Below are 16,441 nucleotides of genomic sequence, written 5' to 3' on the forward strand. Positions count from 1 at the left end.
GCTGGCGCGATATGCACGCCTCGCTCACGGGAGGCTGTCGATCATCCTTGACCGCCTGCAGACGCTGGCGGCGGTGCAGGCGTCTCCCGTCGAGCGAGGGCCTGCGATGAAACCTGCTAAGCTGTTCAACGTCGTCGCCAAGAAGGCGTCGTATGCCGCCGGCACGCCCTGGACCTTCTGCATCGCGCTATGCATCGTGCTGGTGTGGGGCCTCAGCGGCCCGGTGTTCGGCTTCAACGACACCTGGCAACTGGTCATCAACACCGGCACCACCATCATCACTTTCCTGATGGTGTTCCTGATCCAGCACACCCAGAACGCCGACACCGCGGCGATGCAGATCAAGCTCGACGAACTGATCCGGGTCAGCGCCAAGGCCAACAACGAGCTGCTGGACCTGGAAGAGCTGGACGAGAAGCGGCTGGAAGAGATCCGCCGCCAGTACGAGGAACTGGCGCGCAAGGCCAGCGAGGAACTGCGTGCGCGCAATGCGCGCCACGGCGATGGCCGCGAAACCCACGATCGCCCCAAAGGTTGAGCTGACGCCCGCGCCCTGCGGACGGCGGAAGCAGCGTGTCGGCGGTGAGCGCGCGACACGCCGCTGCGCGTTGCAGGGATCAGGCCGGCACGGCGCCGTCGGGATCGTCTGTGACCGCAGTCGTCGAGGCGCGCTCGGCGCCCTGCAGGGTGTCGCCATGCGGCGGCGTGGCCAGGCCGTCATCCAGTTCGGCTGGTGGCATGGACGAGGCCCCGTCGGCCATGGTGGTGTGGGTGTTGCGGCGATAGGCGCGGATGGCGGCGTAAGCCGTGCCGGCCAGCGCAAGTTTCCAGAGTAGACCGGACATCGCAGGGCTCCAATGCGGAAGGAACGGCCAGCGTCGGCCAGCGCGGGTGGCGCAGGCGTGCAGGTCACGTGCGTGCGGCGTGGTGGTGCGGATTCGCAGCGTAGTGCTTGCTCGCGTGCTCTTCATGGCGCCTTGCGGGTTGGCTAACACCTTCCGGCCTAGCGTGATGCGGTCCCAGGCTTCTGCAGGAGATCGTCATGGCGCAGCGCACTTCACCTCCCACCGGCACGCACGACGTACGCCAGGCCGCCTACCGCGGCAAGCAGGGCGATGTGTCCGCCGGCAGCGGCGTGCCGCGCGGCCGCGACCGCGACGTGCCGTCGCAGCCCATACCGCCGCAGCAGCAGGCGCCTACGCCGCAGAATCACGGCGAGGACCGTAGCGGGCGCAGCCAGCCCAACCTGGGCCAGGCCGGAACGTATGGCGCCACCGGCGCACATGCCGGCGGCGCGCATGGCAAGGCCGCCACGCCGGGTGGCTACCACGAGGATGATGCGGACAATGCGGCGCACGATGCCGCCGCTGCACGCGGCGAAGACTAGCCGCACCGTGCGCTGAACATGGGGGCGGCAGGCGCGGGCTGCATCTGCTGCGCCACGCGTCGGTAACGCACGCGGTGCGACCATGCTGCTCCCCACCCGGAGATCAGCACGTATGTCCAAGCAGACCATGGCTCGCCTGCTCGCCGAAACCCTGCACAGCGCGGGCGTGGAGCGGATCTGGGGCGTGACCGGCGACAGCCTCAACGGCTTGACCGACGCGCTGCGGCAGATGGACAGCATCGAGTGGATGCACGTGCGCCACGAGGAAGTGGCCGCCTTCGCCGCCGGCGCCGAAGCCGCGGTCAGCGGCAAGCTGGCGGTGTGCGCCGGCAGTTGCGGCCCGGGCAACCTGCATCTGATCAACGGCCTGTTCGATTGTCACCGCAGCCACCAGCCGGTGTTGGCGATCGCCGCGCACATTCCGTCCTCGGAGATCGGCCTGAGCTATTTCCAGGAGACGCATCCGCAGGAACTGTTCCGCGAGTGCAGCCACTACGTTGAACTGGTGACCAACCCGGCGCAGATGCCGGAAGTGCTGCAGCGGGCGATGCGCACGGCGATCCTGCGCCGCGGCGTGGCGGTAGTGGTCATTCCAGGCGACGTGGCGCTGCAGGAAATGCCCAAGGGCACGCCGACGACGTGGCCGGCGCTGGCCGCGCCGCGCATCCTGCCGGCCGACGCCGACGTGGCGAAGCTGGCCGATCTGCTGCAGGCGAGCAAGGCCACCACCTTGCTGTGCGGCAGCGGCTGTGCCGGCGCGCACGACGAGGTGGTGGCGCTGGCCGACGCGCTCGGCGCACCGATCGTGCACGCGCTGCGTGGCAAGGAACATGTGGAGTGGGACAACCCGTTCGACGTCGGCATGACCGGCCTGATCGGCTTCAGTTCCGGCTACCAGGCCATACTCAACTGCGACACGCTGCTGATGCTCGGCACCGATTTCCCGTACCGGCAGTTCTATCCCAAGGACGCCACCATCGTGCAGGTCGATAACGACCCGGCCGCGCTGGGGCGGCGCACGCCGCTGCAACTGGGCATCGCCGCCGACGTGCGCGAGACCATCGCCGCGCTGCTGCCGCGCCTGCAGCGTCGCGAGGACCGCGGCTTCTTGGAGAAGTCGCTGGCTCACTACCGCAAGGCGCGCGAGGGCCTGGACGACCTGGCCGTGGCCTCGGCCCCCGGCGAGCCGTCGCATCCGCAGTTCGTCACGCGCATGGTCGATGCGCTGGCCGACGCCGATGCGATCTTCACCTGCGACGTCGGCACGCCGACGGTGTGGGCGGCGCGCTACCTGACCATGAACGGCCAGCGCCGCCTGCTCGGCTCGTTCAACCACGGCTCGATGGCCAATGCGATGCCGCAGGCGCTCGGCGCGCAGGCGCAGTTCCCGCGCCGGCAGGTGATCTCGCTGTCCGGCGATGGCGGCTTCACCATGCTGATGGGCGATTTCATCACCCTGGCCCAACTCGGCCTGCCGGTGAAGGTGGTGGTCTACAACAACGGCTCGCTCGGCTTCGTGGCGATGGAAATGAAGTCGGCCGGCTACCTGGATACCGGCACCGACCTGAGCAATCCGGACTTCGCGGCGATGAGCAACGCCATGGGCATCCTGGGTCTGCGCGTGGACGAGTCGGCGCAACTGGAGCCGGCCCTGCGCGAGGCGTTCGCGCATCCCGGCCCGGCGCTGGTGGACGTGCGCGTGGCCAGCCAGGAACTGGCGATCCCGCCGGCGGTCAAGCTGGAACAGGCCAAGGGCATGGGCCTGTACCTGCTGCGCGCGGTGATGAGCGGACGCGGCGACGAGGTGCTGGAACTGGTCAAGACCAACCTGCGCTGAGTCGCCGCAGGCACCGCGGCGCGGTTACGATCGCCGCGGTTCGCCCCGCCTCTTCCGTTGCGCCCAAGGACGTCCATGCCCCGTTCGCTGTTGCGGCAACTGCTGCTGATCTGGATCGTCATCGTCGCCGCCTGCGTGGGCATGGCGGTGGTGCTGGTCGGGCTGTACCGACACAGCGAGGGCGTGCGCAGCGAACGCGCGCAGGCCGGGTTGCGCGAGGTGTGCACGCGCATGGTGCAGCGCTACAACGGCGCCAGCGCCGCTGCCCACGGCAGCGACGGCACCGGCTTGGCGGCGGTGGTGTCGCAGCTGGTGCTGGCCGATGCCGCCGGCGTGGAAGGCGGCTTCTGGGACCGCCAGCGCGGCTTCGTCGCCTATGCCTATCCGACCTACGACGGGACCGAGCACAAGACCGACGTGCCCTCGGCCGAGCGCAACGTCATCGTGTCCACCGCGCAGCGCGGAGTGGAGGCGCAGCACCCGGTGGACTATCGCCGCGACGGGCAACGCGAGAGCCTGCTGATCGCGGCCTGCCCGCTGGACCGCAATGCCGCGGCCTGGGCCATGACCCGCGTGGCCTCCAGCGACGCCGCCGCCAGTCTGCCGCTGGCGTTGGGGATGGCGCTGATCCTGGCGCTGGTGGTGGTGTCGGCGCTGGCGCTGGGCTGGGTGGTGCGGCGCTGGAGCCAGCGCCTGCAGGGCATCCAGCAGGCCTTGGCGACGCCGGCCGAGGTACCGCAGATCCCCAAGACCGGCGCGCCGGAGCTGGACCGGCTCGGCGCCGCGGTCACCGACTATGCGCAACGCAGCGCGCGGGCCCTGGCCGAGACCCGCCGGCTCGGCGAGGAGCTGTCGCGGCACGAACGCCTGGCCGCGCTGGGGCGCATGACCGCGACCGTGGCGCACGAAATCCGCAACCCGATCGCGACCCTGCGCCTGGCGCTGGAAAACCAGATCGCCGCGCACGCGGACGGCGCCGACGACGCCCAGGCGCAACTGATGCTGGCGCAGATCCAGCGCCTGGACGGCGTGGTGGAAAGCCTGCTCGGCATGGTTCAGCCGATCCGCCTGCACCGGCAGACGGTGGCGCTGCAACCGTGGCTGCAGGCGCTGCTGGACCCGGCCGACTGGGACGGGCAGACGCCGCCGATCGCGCTGCGCCTGCAAGCGGCGCCAGCGCAGTGGATGCTGGATCCGCAGCAGGCCGGGCGCGCCCTGCACAACCTGCTGCGCAATGCGCTGCAGCACGCCGCTCCCGGCACCGAGGTCACGTTGGCGGCGCAGGCCGAGAACGACCTGCTGCACCTGCGCGTGCGCAACCAGGGCGATCCGGTGCCGGCGCCGGTGGCCGCGCATCTGTTCGAACCGTTCGCCAGCGGCCGCAGCGACGGCAACGGCCTGGGCCTGGCGCTGGTGCGCGAGATCGCCCGCGCCCATGGCGGCGAGGCGCACTACGCGCATCGCGACGGCATCACCGAGTTCAGCCTGGAGCTGCCATGGCGCGCATCCTGATCATCGACGACGACCTGGCCTTCCTCAGCACCCTGCAGGCCACGCTGCGCTCGTTCGGCCACGACGTCGTGGCCGTGGCCGATCCGCGCGAGGGCCTGGCGCGCCTGGGCGAGGGTGGGCTCGACCTGGCCTTCGTCGACTTCCGAATGCCCGGCATGGACGGCATCGCACTGATGCGTGCGCGCCAGGACGATGCGCTGGCCATGCGCGTGCCGCTGGTGATGCTCACCGCGCATGCCTCCAGCGGCAACACCATCGAGGCGATGAAGCTCGGCGCCTTCGATCACTTGGTCAAGCCGGTGGGCCGCGCCGATATCGCCGAGGTGGTCGAGCGCGCCCTGCGCAGCCGCGGCGACGCCATGCCGGAGGCCGCACCGGCCATGCCCGCCGAGGAGGACGACGCGCTGCTCGGCCACAGCGCGGCGATGCGCACCGTGCACAAGCGCATCGGCCTTGCCGCCGCGTCCGACCTGCCGGTGCTGATCACCGGCGAAACCGGCACCGGCAAGGAACTGGCGGCGCGCGCGCTGCACCGTGCCAGCGCCCGTGCCGCGCAGCCGTTCGTGGCGATCAATTGCGCGGCGATTCCCGCCGAGCTGATGGAGAGCGAGCTGTTCGGCTACCGCAAGGGCGCGTTCTCCGGCGCGGTGAGCGACCGCAACGGCCTGATCCGCGACGCCGATGGCGGCACCCTGTTTCTCGACGAGATCGGCGACATGCCCTTGCCGATGCAGGCCAAGCTGCTGCGTTTCCTGCAGGAAGGCGAGGTCTCGCCGCTGGGCGGGCGCGGCGCGCAGAAGGTGGATGTGCGGGTGATCGCCGCCACCCACCGCGATCTGCTGCAGGCGGTGGACGCCGGGCGCTTCCGCAGCGACCTGCGCTATCGGCTCAACGTGGTGCCGATCGAACTGCCGCCGCTGCGCGAGCGCGGCGACGACATCCTGCTGCTCGCCCAGCACTTCCTCGCCGCCGGTGCCAGCGCCCCGCAGACGCTGTCGACGGCAGCGCAGGCGCGCCTGCGCGCCTATCCCTGGCCGGGCAACGTGCGCGAGTTGCGCAACGCCATGCAGCGCTGCCAGGTGCTGGTGCGTGCGCCGGTGGTCGAGGCGCACGACCTGGACGAACTGCTGGCCCAGCCCGCCGAGACGCCCACGGCGCTCGATACCGACGCGCTGACCCTGCCCCAGGCGATCGCGCAACTGGAACGGCAGATGATCCAGGCGGCGCTGACCCAGGCCCACGGCAACCGCGCCGAGGCCGCGCGCCGGCTCGGCATCCATCGCCAACTTCTGTACCGCAAGCTCGACGAGTATGGGTTGTAGGCGGCGCGCTGGCGCGCGCCGCCGGGATTGGGGATTTGGGATTCGTGAAAGCGCCTGACATCAGGCCGCGGCACCCGCTTTTACGAATCCCCAATCCCCAATCTCCAATCCCCTTCCATCCACACCTGTCCGCAAAGCGGACAGATGTGGATGGAATGGAGACGCTGCCAAAGCCAGATCGGCACTCGATTCATTTAAAGATCAATGACTTAAAAGTTGGCACGGCCTCTGCATTATTTCTCCTGCGAGCGGCGCCCCCTTGCCGCTCAGGAGGAACTCCCATGATCCGTCGTAGCGCACTCGCTCTGTCCCTGGTGCTGGCCACCGCTGCCGCTGCCGCCACCGCGCAGGTGCCGGCGCCGCCCGCACCTCCCGCCCCGCCGGCGCCCGGCAGCGTCCCGGCACCGCCGCCGCCGCCCGCGGCCCCCGTCGCTGCCACGCCGGTGCGCGTGGACGGCACTGTCGAGCGTTTCATGCTCAACCCCAACGGCGACGTCGATGGCCTGTGGCTGATGGACGGCACCCAGGTCAGCTTCCCGCCGCACCTGTCGGCCGATCTGCAGGCCGCCGTACGTCGTGGCGATGCGATCTCGGTGCAGGGCTATCGCCTGGGCAGCCTGCCGCTGCTGCAGGCCAACACCATCACCGCGCGCCGCAGTGGCAAGCAGGTGGTCGACCGCCCGCCGAACCCGATGACGCCGCCGCCGGCGCCCCCGGCACCGCCGGCCCTGACCCCGCTGCAGGCCGATGGCCGCATCGAGCGGCTGGTCTATGGCCCGCGCGGCGACACCGCCGGCGTGCTGCTCAGCGACGGCACCGTGGTGCGCATGCCACCGCACGCCGCCGTGCAGTACAGCGAGTTGCTGCGGCCCGGCGCGCGCCTGAGCGTCAACGGCTTCGGCGTGTTGACCCAGGTGGGTCGCTCGGTGGAAGCCACCCAGGTCGGCCGCGACCGCAACTCGCTGCAGGCGGTGTTCGCGCCCCCGGCCCCGCCTGCGCCGCCGGCTGCTCCGCCGCCGCCGGGCGCGCCGGGTGCGCCGGCCGCCCCGCCGCCGCCGCCGGCCCCGCGTTGATCCGGGCGCGGTTCCATCGCGCCTGACCCCTGCGCCCGCCGTTCGCGGCGGGCGCTGCCGGCCCCCGCCGGCATCCCTTGTTCGTCTGGAGAATGCAATGCATTGGGTCGATCCCGATTCCCTGCCGGAAACCCGTGGCACGCTCGCGCGCTTCCTGCTCAACCCCAAGGCCGACGTCGACGGTCTGCTGTTCGACGACGGCACCGAAGTGCACACCCCGCCGCACCTGTCGGCGCAACTGCTGAAGGCGCTGCGTCCGGGCGCCGGCCTCGGCGTACGCGGACTCAAGCCGCGCGGCGCCGATGTGCTGGTGGCGTTGGCGGTGGACCCGGATGGGTCCGCGCGCATCGTCGATGAAGGTCCGCATGCCGGTCCGCACACACCCAAGCCCAAGTCGCCGGCCAAGCACAAGCCTGCGCAGGACGCGGTGCGTCACGCCGGCACCATCGCACGGCTGCTGCACGGCCCGCACGGGCAGGTGCATGGCGCGCTGCTGGAGGACGGGCTGATCGTGCGCTTCCCGCCGCACGCGGTGCCGGAATCGGCGCGCTGGCTCGCCGCCGGCAAGCCGCTGACGGCGCAGGGCGAATTGCTGGAGTCCGCGCATGGCCAGGTGCTGCATGCGCAGGCGCTGGGCGCCAGCGACGCGACGCTGCAGCCGCTGAAGCCGAAGCCGAAGCCGCCCAAGCCTCATCACAAGCCGTTGCACGCGCATGCGGATGATGCTGCGCCGAAGGACGGGCCCAAGCCGAAACCGAAGCCCAAGCCCCACTAAGTTCCGAGTCGTGGGGGCGGGGTGGCCCCGGCCCCCGCCCCCCCCCCGCGCCTGTGTTTCAGCTGGCCATCCAGGACACCGTCATGCCGCCCGTCGCGCCTGCGCAGCACCACGCTCTCCTGTCCTTGTCGACGCGCTCGTCGGCGGTGCGCGCATGAGCGGCGCTGGCAAGCGCCCGCGCGGCACGCGCGCGCTGGAAGCGCTCAACTTCACCATGGCCGACGTGCAGGACGGGCTCGGCCCGTTCCTGAGCGTGTTCCTGCAATCCAAGGGCTGGTCGCTCGGCGCGATCGGCTCGGTAATGACCGCCGGCGGCATCGTCGGCATGCTCGCCACCACGCCGGGCGGCGCGCTGGTCGATGCGACCAAGCGCAAGCGCAGCATCGTGGTGGTCGGCTGCAGCATGATCCTGCTGGCCTCAGCGCTGCTGTGGTGGTCGCCGACGCTGCCCGGCGTCATCGCCGCGCAGGTGATGACCGCGCTCGCCGCCGCCGCGCTGGGGCCGGCGCTGTCCGGCATCACCTTGGGCCTGGTGCGCCAGGCCGGCTTCGATCACCAGATCGCGCGCAACCAGGTCGGCAGCCATGCCGGCAACGTGGTGGCCGCGGCGCTGGCGGGCTTGCTCGGTTGGAAATTCGGTTTCGGCGCGGTGTTCGTGCTGACCGGCTGCTTCGGCGTGCTGGCGATCATCTCGGTGTTGATGATTCCGCGCGACGCCATCGATCACCGTGCGGCGCGCGGCATGGCCGAGGCCGAGGACGACCACGGTACGCAGGTCAGCGGCTGGTCGGTACTGCTGACCTGCAAGCCCTTGCTGGTCCTGGCCGCGGCGCTGGCGCTGTTCCACCTCGGCAATGCGGCGATGCTGCCGCTGTACGGCATGGCCGTGGTGGCCGCGCATCAGGGCGACCCGAACGCGCTGACCGCCACCACCATCATCGTCGCCCAGTCCACGATGGTGCTCGCCTCGCTGCTGGCGATGCGCCTGATCCGCGTGCGCGGGCACTGGTGGGTGCTGCTGCTGACCTTCCTGGCGCTGCCGCTGCGCGGGCTGATCGCCGCCAGCGTCATCCACACCTGGGGCGTGTTCCCGGTGCAGATCCTCGATGGCGTCGGCGCCGGCCTGCAGAGCGTGGCGGTGCCGGCGCTGGTGGCGCACCTGCTGCAGGGCACCGGCCGGGTCAACGTGGGGCAGGGCGCGGTGATGACGATGCAGGGCGTCGGCGCGGCGCTGAGTCCCGCACTGGGCGGCTGGATCGCACAGGGGTTCGGCTATCGCGCCGCATTCCTGCTGCTGGGCGGCATCTCGCTGCTGTCGCTGGCGTTGTGGGTGGGGATGCGCAAGCACTTGGTGACGGCGAAGCGGGACGGCGCAGCCGACGAACCGGTGCCGCCGCTGCCGGCCTAATCCACGTTACTTGGCCTCGTCGATGGCGCTGCCGCACACGCCGCGGTTACGCGACACTGGCCCCGGTTGCTGACGGCGCGATGCGCAGGATGGACCACGCCGTGGCAAACGAGGTGTCGATTGACCTGAAAGCAGAAGATCACCGACTACGCTCAGGATCTAGAGCGAGGCAAGATCCTGCTCTGCGAGCTTCCCGATGGCGAGTTGGTGGAACTGATGCTCATGCATCTCGCGCACTAGGAAGGGAAGATGTATGCGCTGCTGAACGTTAGCGGATACAAGGCCGGCTTGATCTATTCGATTCTTCCGGACGGCTCGCGGCCGCGCGAGACTGGGTGTGCAGTCGATTGCGAATGGCTGATCGCGAACTGGAACAAATGGTGCTACTTCGAGTGCCCGCTGGAGTGGGTGTATGTGGTGGACGCGCGCGAGAGCTGAGGGTGGGTTTGTTCCGGGAGCGATGCCTCCGCGATGAGGCTGTCGATGGAGACTGTACAGTGCTTTGTGCACTGTAACGGCCTTCGCTCGCTTGTTATGGAGAACAGTGCCGCATGATCGACCTGTCAATCCGCGCCGCGAAGCCACGCCAGCTTTGACGAATTCTTAGCTGGCACCAGCGACCTCGCGCAGGGCCAGCGTAAGCGCTCGCAGCTCTTCAGGATGGTAGCGGAAGTCAGCCTCCGTGTTGGTGGCGCCACGAGCGATCCAGTCTTCTCCGACCCGCCGGTACTGCTCGTTGGAAAGACAGCTGTGCTTTTCGTAGGGGTAGCGCAGCTTCACGAAATTGTTGCCGAGGTCGGTAAACACGCTTTCGTGGCAGTCGGTAAGCCCGGACGGGCCCGCCCATTCTCCGGCGAGCCGCAGCACGGTGTCTTGGATTTCCCGCGAGAGCTGATTGAACAGCCTCAAGTAATCGTGGCCGTGAGCGTCTTCGCCCGTGGCGCGCTCTACGACAACCTTGAGTAGCAACTCGAAGCCGACAAGCTGTAGTAGGTACGCTGAATCTGACTCGTCGCCTGCCGCCCGCAGCAGTTCAGCCGATGCGAAGCGGTTCTCGCTTTCCCGAAGCATCAACGAGTGCCGAACTGTCTCCATACTATCTAACACCATAATTAGGAAGGGCCGCGAAGCGGATTCGGCTTCAACGTAGCGCTAGCACCAGAATTAAGCGTCAGGCCCGTAAGATGAGACCAGTGCGTCGAACTGCATTGCTAGGAACGCCGCGATGCTGCCGCCACGGTGTGCAGAGTCTGCGCCGCGCAACCGTCTTCGCCAAGTGCGCCGGCTATGCTGCCACGCCTCAACCCAGTGCCACTCCGGGCACCACCTCGCAGGCGATGCCGGCGTCGGCCAATTGCGCTGCCAGCGCCGCGTGTGGCTGCTCCCTGAACGCATCGCCCGGCAGCAGGCTGACCACGCGCTGCCCGGCCTGCGCCTGTTCGATCAGCAGCGCCAGGTGCGCTGCCGGATCGTCCGGCAGCGGCTGGCGGCTGGCATCGCGGCGCGCCAGGCTCAGCACCGCCGCGCTCACCTGCGCACCGACCAGCAGCAGGTCGGCCTGGTTGAGCGTACGCAGCGCCTTCAGCGTCAGCGCGCCGGGGTCGCCGCTGCCGGTGCCGACCAGCCACACGCTGCCTTGCCGCGGTACCGCGTCGCTGCGCTGCAGGCTGTCGGCGAAGGCCTGCTCGGCGGCATCGCGTTGGCCGCTCTGCAGCAGGGTCTGCACCGGTCCCTCCAGTACCTGTTCGAACCAGCGGCGGCGCTGCGGCAGGTCCGGCAGGCGCGCGCGGATGGCGGCGCGGTGGCGCGCGAACAGTTGCGCCAGTTCGGCGTAGGAATGGTCCAGTTCGGTTTCCCAGCGCTCGCGCAGGCGCCGCGCCAGCATCGGTGCCGCGCCGCTGGAGGAGATCGCGATCAACAGCGGGTCGCGGTCGATGATCGCCGGCACCTGGAACGTCGACAGCGCGGCGTCGTCGACCACGTTGACCCACTTGCGTCGCGCTCCGGCCTGTTCGGCCAGTTGCCGGTTGAACGCGTCGTCGTCGGTGGCGGCCACCACCAGCCAGGCGGCGTCCAGCCACTGCGGGTCGAAGGCGCCGTCGGCGCGTTGCAGGCGGCCCTGCGCCAGCCACTGCGCCACGGTGGGGTTGAGCGCGTGCGCGTACACCAGCACGTCGGCGCCAGCGTGCAGCAGCGCCTCGATCTTGCGCATCGCCACCTCGCCGCCGCCGACGACCAGCACGCGGCGTCCGGCCAGGTCGGCGAACAGGGGATACAGCGGCATGCGGACTCCTGGCTGGGGCGAGGTGCGTCAGGTCGCGGGCAGGCATGTGGCGGGGCCGCACGCGGCTGCGCAGCGTTCTGTCGGTCAACGATACCGAAAGGACGGCCTGGTGGAGCTGTCCGCAGCGGATGTCATTCTCCCCCGTCATCCCAACGGCCCGCGGCGGGGGCAAACGCCGGACCATGCCCGGCAACGCCTGGCCGCGCAGCCAACGCGCAGGCGCTGGCGTATGATCCGCGCTCGTCGCCCTCCCGAACCGGCATCATGGATCGAGCCCGTCCGTCCCTTTCGTGGCCACGCGTGTCGGCGTGGTGTGTCCTTTTCGCGCTGCTGTGGCCGGTGGCGCCCACGCTGGCGCAGACCGCGCGCAAGCCGTCGGCCTACGAGCAACGCCCTGGCAGCAATGCCATCGTGCAGCCGGCGACGGGACCGGATTCCCTGCCGCGCCTGGACAGCCGTGCGCAGTTCCTGCAGCTCGCGCGGGTCTACAACGCCGGCACCGCGCTGGAGCTGCCGCATCTGCTGTTCGTGATCGACCGGCAGCAGGGTGGACGCGTCTACTACCTCAACACCCCGCGCTTCGCGCTGCACGAGCAATTCGTGCGCCAGCGTCTGGCGCCGGGCATGGGCAAGACGGCGCTGAAGGCGCAGTACCGCGATCCGCAGCGCCGCTTCCTGTTCGGGACCCTGAGCTGGCAGCAGGATCTGCCGGGCTACACCTACGAGTTCTGGGAGGGCGACGTCCTTACCGCGCCCTTGCTGCAGCAGACCGATGCCGCCCTGCGCGCGTCGTTCTTCGACACGCTGCGGTTCAAGACCAACTCCACGCTGCACGAACAGGTGGCCAAGTCCGCCGGGTTGGCCTTCGTGACACAGGAAGCGCTGCTGCGCGAGCAGCGCTTCCTGCCGTTGAACACCGGCCATGCCGAGGGACGGCTGCGCATCGTGCGTTCGGAGGCGCAGTTCCGTGCCCTGACGCCGCGCGACATCCCGGTACTGGACGAGGTGCCGATCGCATTGGCACCGGTCGCCGGCCTGATCACGCAACGCCCGTCCACGCTGTTGTCGCACGTCAACCTGCTGGCCAAGGGCTGGGGCATTCCCAACGTGTACGTGCGCGATGCGCAGGCGGCGTTGCGCCAGTACGACGGGCGCTGGGTGCAACTGGATGTCACCCACAACGACTACCGGGTGACAGCGCTGGCGGGTCCGCCGACGGCCGCACCCGCTGCCGCTCCCCGCACCGCGGCCCGCGCGCTGCCGCGTCCGGACCTGAGCGTGGCCGCGCTCCAACCGCTGGCGGCGCTGCGCGCCCGCGACAGCCGCGCCTGCGGGACCAAGGCCGCCAATCTCGGCACGCTGAAAGCGGTGCTGCCGCCGGCCGCGCGCGTGCCGGACGGCTTCTGCATCCCGTTCGCGTTCTATCAGGCGACGCTGCAGCGTCTGCAGGTCGACCAGCGCCTGCGCGACCTGCAGCGCCGCCCCGGCTTCGCCACCGATGCGGAGGTGCGTCGCGCCGCGCTGGCGGCGCTGCGTGCCGAGATCGCCGACGCCGCGCCCGATCCCGCCTTCGTGCGCGCGCTGGAGACGCAGTGGCAGGGGCAACTGCACGGCGCCGGCGTGTTCGTGCGCAGCTCGTCCAACTCCGAGGATCTGCCCGGCTTCAGCGGCGCCGGCCTGTACACCACCGTGCCCAACGTCACCCGTGCCGACGCCTTGGCCAAGGCGGTGCAGACGGTGTGGGCGTCGGTGTACAACTTCGAGGCCTACGAAGCGCGCGCCGCCGCCGGCTTGCCGCAGGACGCGGTGGCCATGGCGGTGCTGGTGCAGCTGGCCGCGCCGTCCGACAGCTCCGGGGTGATGATCACCCGCGATCCGTTCGATGCCGCGCGCCGCCACGTCACCTACATTTCGGCCAAGCGCGGCCTGGGCATCCGCGTGGTCGAGGGCAAGCGCCAGGCCGAACAGGTGATGTATTCGAGCTGGTCCAGGGCGGTGCAGGTGCTGAGCCGCTCGGCCGAGGACACCCAGCTCGTGGCCAACGCCGCCGGCGGCGTCCGCGAGGTGCCGATCGTCGGCACCCGCCAGGTACTGACCGACGCGCTCATCGCGCGGTTGGCCAAGGTCGGCGCGATGACCAAGCAGGCGTTGGGCGGCGCGGACCAGGACATCGAGTGGGCCGTGGTCGGCGACGAGGTGGTGATCCTGCAGGCGAGGCCGTATGTGGAGCGGGGTGGGCGCCAGTGAACCACCCTCACATTGCTGCCGGGGCGCTATCGGTGCAGCCGCTTGCGGTGGGCAGCCAGCGCGGCACGGTGGTATCTGAGTTCCATTGATGTCCGGTCGCGGCTGAAGCCGCTCCTATGGACGACAGTTCGCCACGTCCGCCTTCTGTAGGAGCGGCCTCAGCCGCGACCCGCAGCGCCCGACAACGCGTCGGACGCTCCCATCAGCTCACGCCGTCGGCGCATCCGCATTCTGGTGACGCGCCGCGGCGGTCTTGCTGTCGCGTTCGGCCGCCAGCAGGGTCAGCGAGCGGCCGATGCCGTGCCATTGCGAGCCGCCGGGCAGGCCGTGTTCGCCGTTGCGCTCGGCGGTGTCGATCAGCACGCGCCAGTGTTCGCCTTCGACCAGCGGCAGGGTGAACGGCACGTCCTCGACCGCGCCGTTGACGATCATCAGCAGGGTCACGTTGGACGCGGCCTGGCGCAGGCCGCTGGACGGGGCGCGGCCGTCCAGGCGCATCATCAGCGCGCGGGCGTGCGGATCGTGCCAGGAGGCCTCGGTCATTTCCTCGCCGTCCGGGGCAAGCCAGGTCACGTCCTTGATGCCCAGTTCCTCGTCGTAGACCCCGTCGAAGAAGCGTGCGCGGTGCAGTAGCGGGTAGTGCGCGCGCAGGTGGGTCAGGCGCGAGACGAAGGCGCTGAGCTGGTGCGCGCGCGGGCCGGCTTCCCAGTTCAGCCAGGTCAGTTCGTTGTCCTGGCAGTAGGTGTTGTTGTTGCCGCCCTTGCTGCGGCCGAACTCGTCGCCGGCCAGCAGCATCGGCGTGCCCTGCGACAGCAGCAGGGTGGCGAGCATGTTGCGCATCTGCCGCAGGCGCAGCGCGTTGATCTGCTCGTCGTCGGTCTCGCCTTCCACGCCATAGTTGGCGGAGATGTTGTTGTCCGAGCCGTCGCGGTTGTGCTCGCCGTTGGCCTCGTTGTGCTTGTGCGCGTAGCTGACCAGGTCGTGCAGGGTGAAGCCGTCGTGGGCGGTGACGAAGTTGACCGAGGCGGTGGGGCGGCGGCCGCGGTGGTGGAACAGGTCGGCCGAGCCGGTCAGGCGCGTGGCCAGTTCCGCCAGCTGGCCTTCGTCGCCGCGCCAGAACGCGCGCACGTTGTCGCGGAACTTGTCGTTCCACTCCGACCAGCCCGGCGGGAAGCCGCCGACCTGATAGCCGCCGGGGCCGACGTCCCACGGCTCGGCGATCAGCTTGACCTGGCTCAGCAGCGGGTCCTGGCGGCAGGCGTCGAGGAAGCCGCCCTTGGGGTCGAAGCCGTGGTGCTCGCGGCCGAGGATGGTGGCCAGGTCGAAGCGGAACCCGTCCACGTGCATCTCCGACACCCAGTAGCGCAGCGAGTCGTTGACCATGCGCAGCGCGCCGGCATTGGTCAGGTCGAAGGTGTTCCCGGTGCCGGTATCGTTGATGTAGAAGCGGCGGTCCTCGGCCAGGCGGTAGTAGCTGGCGTTGTCGATGCCCTTGAACGACAGCGTCGGCCCCAGTTCGTTGCCTTCGGCGGTGTGGTTGTAGACCACGTCCAGGATCACTTCCAGCCCGGCACTGTGCAGGCGCGCCACCATCTGCTTGAACTCGGACACCGTGCGCGTGGCCATGTAGCGCGGGTGCGGGGCGAAGAAGCCGATGGTGTTGTAGCCCCAGTAATTGCGCAGGCCCTGCTTGAGGAGGTATTCGTCGTCGACGAAGGCGTGCACCGGCAGCAGTTCCACCGCGGTCATGCCCAGGCGCTTGATGTGCTCGACCACCTCGTCCACCTTCAGCCCGGAGAAGGTGCCGCGCCAGGCCTCGGGGACCGAGGGGTGGCGCATGGTGGTGCCGCGCAGGTGGGTCTCGTAGATCACCGTGCTGTCCCACGGCGTCTGCGGGCGCTGGTCCTTGCCCCAGGTGAAGGCCGGATCGATCACCGCGCACTTGGGCATGTAGGCGGCGCTGTCGCGGCGGTCGAAGCTGAGGTCGGCATCCTTGTGGCCGATGGTGTAGCCGAACAGGGCCGGCGCCCATTTCAGTTCGCCGACCAGTTGCTTGGCGTAAGGATCGAGCAGCAGCTTGTTGGGATTGAAGCGGTGCCCGGCGTCGGGCGCGTACGGACCGTACACGCGGTAGCCATAGAGCTGGCCGGGGCGCGCGTCGGGCAGGTAGCCGTGCCAGATCTCGTCGGTGTACTCGGGCAGGGCGATGCGTTCGATCTCGCGGCCGCGATCGTCGAACAGGCACAGCTCCACCTTGGTGGCGTGCGCCGAGTACAGGGCGAAGTTCACTCCCAGGCCGTCCCATGTGGCGCCCAGCGGATACGGCAGGCCCTCGCGGATACGCGAACGGCGGGTGAGCTTGCGCACGGGCATGAAGGATCCTTAGGAAGAGGTGCTGCCGTTGCCGGCGCTGCGTCGCGGTTGCGACGGCGGCAGCGCCTCGGCATCGGCTTCGGCGGCCGCTTCCGCGGCCACCAGGCGTTCGGCCATGGCCCAATGGCGGGCGGCGTGGCCGTCGGGTCGCCCTTCGGCTTCCCAGATTTCGTGTGCGAGTTGGCGGATGCGGCGTTGGCGTGTTTCTGCGTCCATGGCTTCT

General features: G+C 69.8%; 15 protein-coding genes. 10 read left to right on the forward strand and 5 right to left on the reverse strand.

Annotation, left to right across the window (positions count from 1 at the left end; genetic code table 11):
- Positions 1–106: 106 nt before the first annotated feature.
- Positions 107–538 carry a low affinity iron permease family protein gene (locus tag ACHWVH_RS15600; RefSeq protein ID WP_267084183.1) on the forward strand — a complete coding sequence of 144 codons (432 nt, stop codon included), beginning with the start codon at positions 107–109 and terminating at the stop codon, positions 536–538.
- Positions 539–617: 79 nt separating this feature from the next.
- Here ACHWVH_RS15600 and ACHWVH_RS15605 read toward each other — a convergent pair whose 3' ends face one another.
- Complete coding sequence (locus tag ACHWVH_RS15605) at positions 618–845, reverse strand: hypothetical protein (RefSeq protein ID WP_267124367.1); 228 nt, start codon at positions 843–845, stop codon at positions 618–620.
- Between the two features lie 197 nt (positions 846–1,042).
- Here ACHWVH_RS15605 and ACHWVH_RS15610 point away from each other — a divergent pair, with 197 nt between their 5' ends.
- From ACHWVH_RS15610 to imm45, 8 genes are all read left to right on the forward strand, one after another.
- Entirely contained in the window at positions 1,043–1,387 is a 345-nt protein-coding gene (locus ACHWVH_RS15610) for a hypothetical protein (RefSeq protein ID WP_267124368.1), read from the forward strand.
- Between the two features lie 127 nt (positions 1,388–1,514).
- Positions 1,515–3,224 carry a ubiquinone-dependent pyruvate dehydrogenase gene (gene poxB / locus ACHWVH_RS15615; RefSeq protein ID WP_295924194.1) on the forward strand — a complete coding sequence of 570 codons (1,710 nt, stop codon included), beginning with the start codon at positions 1,515–1,517 and terminating at the stop codon, positions 3,222–3,224.
- A gap of 75 nt (positions 3,225–3,299) precedes the next feature.
- On the forward strand, positions 3,300–4,736 hold the full coding sequence (locus tag ACHWVH_RS15620) for a sensor histidine kinase (protein ID WP_394687514.1): 1,437 nt from the start codon (positions 3,300–3,302) through the stop codon (positions 4,734–4,736).
- Positions 4,721–6,058: a sigma-54-dependent transcriptional regulator gene (locus ACHWVH_RS15625; RefSeq protein WP_394687515.1), complete on the forward strand. Its 1,338-nt coding sequence runs from the start codon at positions 4,721–4,723 to the stop codon at positions 6,056–6,058. Before ACHWVH_RS15620 ends, ACHWVH_RS15625 begins: the two co-directional genes overlap by 16 nt.
- A 281-nt stretch (positions 6,059–6,339) precedes the next feature.
- Positions 6,340–7,131 (forward strand): hypothetical protein, encoded by a 792-nt coding sequence (locus ACHWVH_RS15630; protein ID WP_153750613.1) that lies wholly within the window; start codon positions 6,340–6,342, stop codon positions 7,129–7,131.
- Positions 7,132–7,228: 97 nt separating this feature from the next.
- Complete coding sequence (locus tag ACHWVH_RS15635) at positions 7,229–7,906, forward strand: hypothetical protein (RefSeq protein ID WP_394687516.1); 678 nt, start codon at positions 7,229–7,231, stop codon at positions 7,904–7,906.
- A gap of 154 nt (positions 7,907–8,060) precedes the next feature.
- Positions 8,061–9,314 carry an MFS transporter gene (locus tag ACHWVH_RS15640; RefSeq protein ID WP_394687517.1) on the forward strand — a complete coding sequence of 418 codons (1,254 nt, stop codon included), beginning with the start codon at positions 8,061–8,063 and terminating at the stop codon, positions 9,312–9,314.
- 249 nt (positions 9,315–9,563) lie between these two features.
- Entirely contained in the window at positions 9,564–9,752 is a 189-nt protein-coding gene (imm45, locus tag ACHWVH_RS15645; RefSeq protein WP_295928462.1) for an Imm45 family immunity protein, read from the forward strand.
- A gap of 165 nt (positions 9,753–9,917) precedes the next feature.
- Here imm45 and ACHWVH_RS15650 read toward each other — a convergent pair whose 3' ends face one another.
- Together ACHWVH_RS15650 and ACHWVH_RS15655 are read right to left on the reverse strand one after the other, a co-directional pair.
- A complete protein-coding gene (locus ACHWVH_RS15650) occupies positions 9,918–10,409 on the reverse strand; it encodes a hypothetical protein (RefSeq protein ID WP_394687518.1) in 492 nt (163 codons plus the stop codon).
- A gap of 205 nt (positions 10,410–10,614) precedes the next feature.
- Positions 10,615–11,598, reverse strand: coding sequence for an NAD(P)-dependent oxidoreductase (locus ACHWVH_RS15655; RefSeq protein WP_394687519.1), 984 nt, complete (start codon positions 11,596–11,598; stop codon positions 10,615–10,617).
- A 300-nt stretch (positions 11,599–11,898) separates the two neighbouring features.
- Between ACHWVH_RS15655 and ACHWVH_RS15660 the strand changes: the two genes are divergently transcribed.
- Entirely contained in the window at positions 11,899–13,845 is a 1,947-nt protein-coding gene (locus tag ACHWVH_RS15660; RefSeq protein ID WP_394687520.1) for a PEP/pyruvate-binding domain-containing protein, read from the forward strand.
- 207 nt (positions 13,846–14,052) lie between these two features.
- Here the strand turns inward: ACHWVH_RS15660 and glgX are convergent, their stop codons facing one another.
- Positions 14,053–16,218: a glycogen debranching protein GlgX gene (gene glgX / locus ACHWVH_RS15665; protein ID WP_295928453.1), complete on the reverse strand. Its 2,166-nt coding sequence runs from the start codon at positions 16,216–16,218 to the stop codon at positions 14,053–14,055.
- A 9-nt stretch (positions 16,219–16,227) separates the two neighbouring features.
- Entirely contained in the window at positions 16,228–16,434 is a 207-nt protein-coding gene (locus tag ACHWVH_RS15670) for a DUF2934 domain-containing protein (protein WP_081613481.1), read from the reverse strand.
- Between the last annotated feature and the right edge of the window lie 7 nt (positions 16,435–16,441).

It is taken from the genome of uncultured Xanthomonas sp., assembly GCF_964278005.1.
In the GTDB taxonomy this organism is placed as follows: domain Bacteria; phylum Pseudomonadota; class Gammaproteobacteria; order Xanthomonadales; family Xanthomonadaceae; genus Xanthomonas_A; species Xanthomonas_A sontii.

What these genes read in the sequence shown, in the direction of transcription:
- glgX (WP_295928453.1), bottom strand. Translation starts at nt 16,218, where the DNA reads ATGCCCGTGCGCAAGCTCACCCGCCGTTCGCGTATCCGCGAGGGCCTG.
- ACHWVH_RS15640 (WP_394687517.1), top strand. Translation starts at nt 8,061, where the DNA reads ATGAGCGGCGCTGGCAAGCGCCCGCGCGGCACGCGCGCGCTGGAAGCG.
- ACHWVH_RS15605 (WP_267124367.1), bottom strand. Translation starts at nt 845, where the DNA reads ATGTCCGGTCTACTCTGGAAACTTGCGCTGGCCGGCACGGCTTACGCC.
- ACHWVH_RS15630 (WP_153750613.1), top strand. Translation starts at nt 6,340, where the DNA reads ATGATCCGTCGTAGCGCACTCGCTCTGTCCCTGGTGCTGGCCACCGCT.
- poxB (WP_295924194.1), top strand. Translation starts at nt 1,515, where the DNA reads ATGGCTCGCCTGCTCGCCGAAACCCTGCACAGCGCGGGCGTGGAGCGG.
- ACHWVH_RS15635 (WP_394687516.1), top strand. Translation starts at nt 7,229, where the DNA reads ATGCATTGGGTCGATCCCGATTCCCTGCCGGAAACCCGTGGCACGCTC.
- ACHWVH_RS15620 (WP_394687514.1), top strand. Translation starts at nt 3,300, where the DNA reads ATGCCCCGTTCGCTGTTGCGGCAACTGCTGCTGATCTGGATCGTCATC.
- ACHWVH_RS15670 (WP_081613481.1), bottom strand. Translation starts at nt 16,434, where the DNA reads ATGGACGCAGAAACACGCCAACGCCGCATCCGCCAACTCGCACACGAA.
- ACHWVH_RS15650 (WP_394687518.1), bottom strand. Translation starts at nt 10,409, where the DNA reads ATGGAGACAGTTCGGCACTCGTTGATGCTTCGGGAAAGCGAGAACCGC.
- imm45 (WP_295928462.1), top strand. Translation starts at nt 9,564, where the DNA reads ATGTATGCGCTGCTGAACGTTAGCGGATACAAGGCCGGCTTGATCTAT.
- ACHWVH_RS15610 (WP_267124368.1), top strand. Translation starts at nt 1,043, where the DNA reads ATGGCGCAGCGCACTTCACCTCCCACCGGCACGCACGACGTACGCCAG.
- ACHWVH_RS15655 (WP_394687519.1), bottom strand. Translation starts at nt 11,598, where the DNA reads ATGCCGCTGTATCCCCTGTTCGCCGACCTGGCCGGACGCCGCGTGCTG.
- ACHWVH_RS15625 (WP_394687515.1), top strand. Translation starts at nt 4,721, where the DNA reads ATGGCGCGCATCCTGATCATCGACGACGACCTGGCCTTCCTCAGCACC.
- ACHWVH_RS15600 (WP_267084183.1), top strand. Translation starts at nt 107, where the DNA reads ATGAAACCTGCTAAGCTGTTCAACGTCGTCGCCAAGAAGGCGTCGTAT.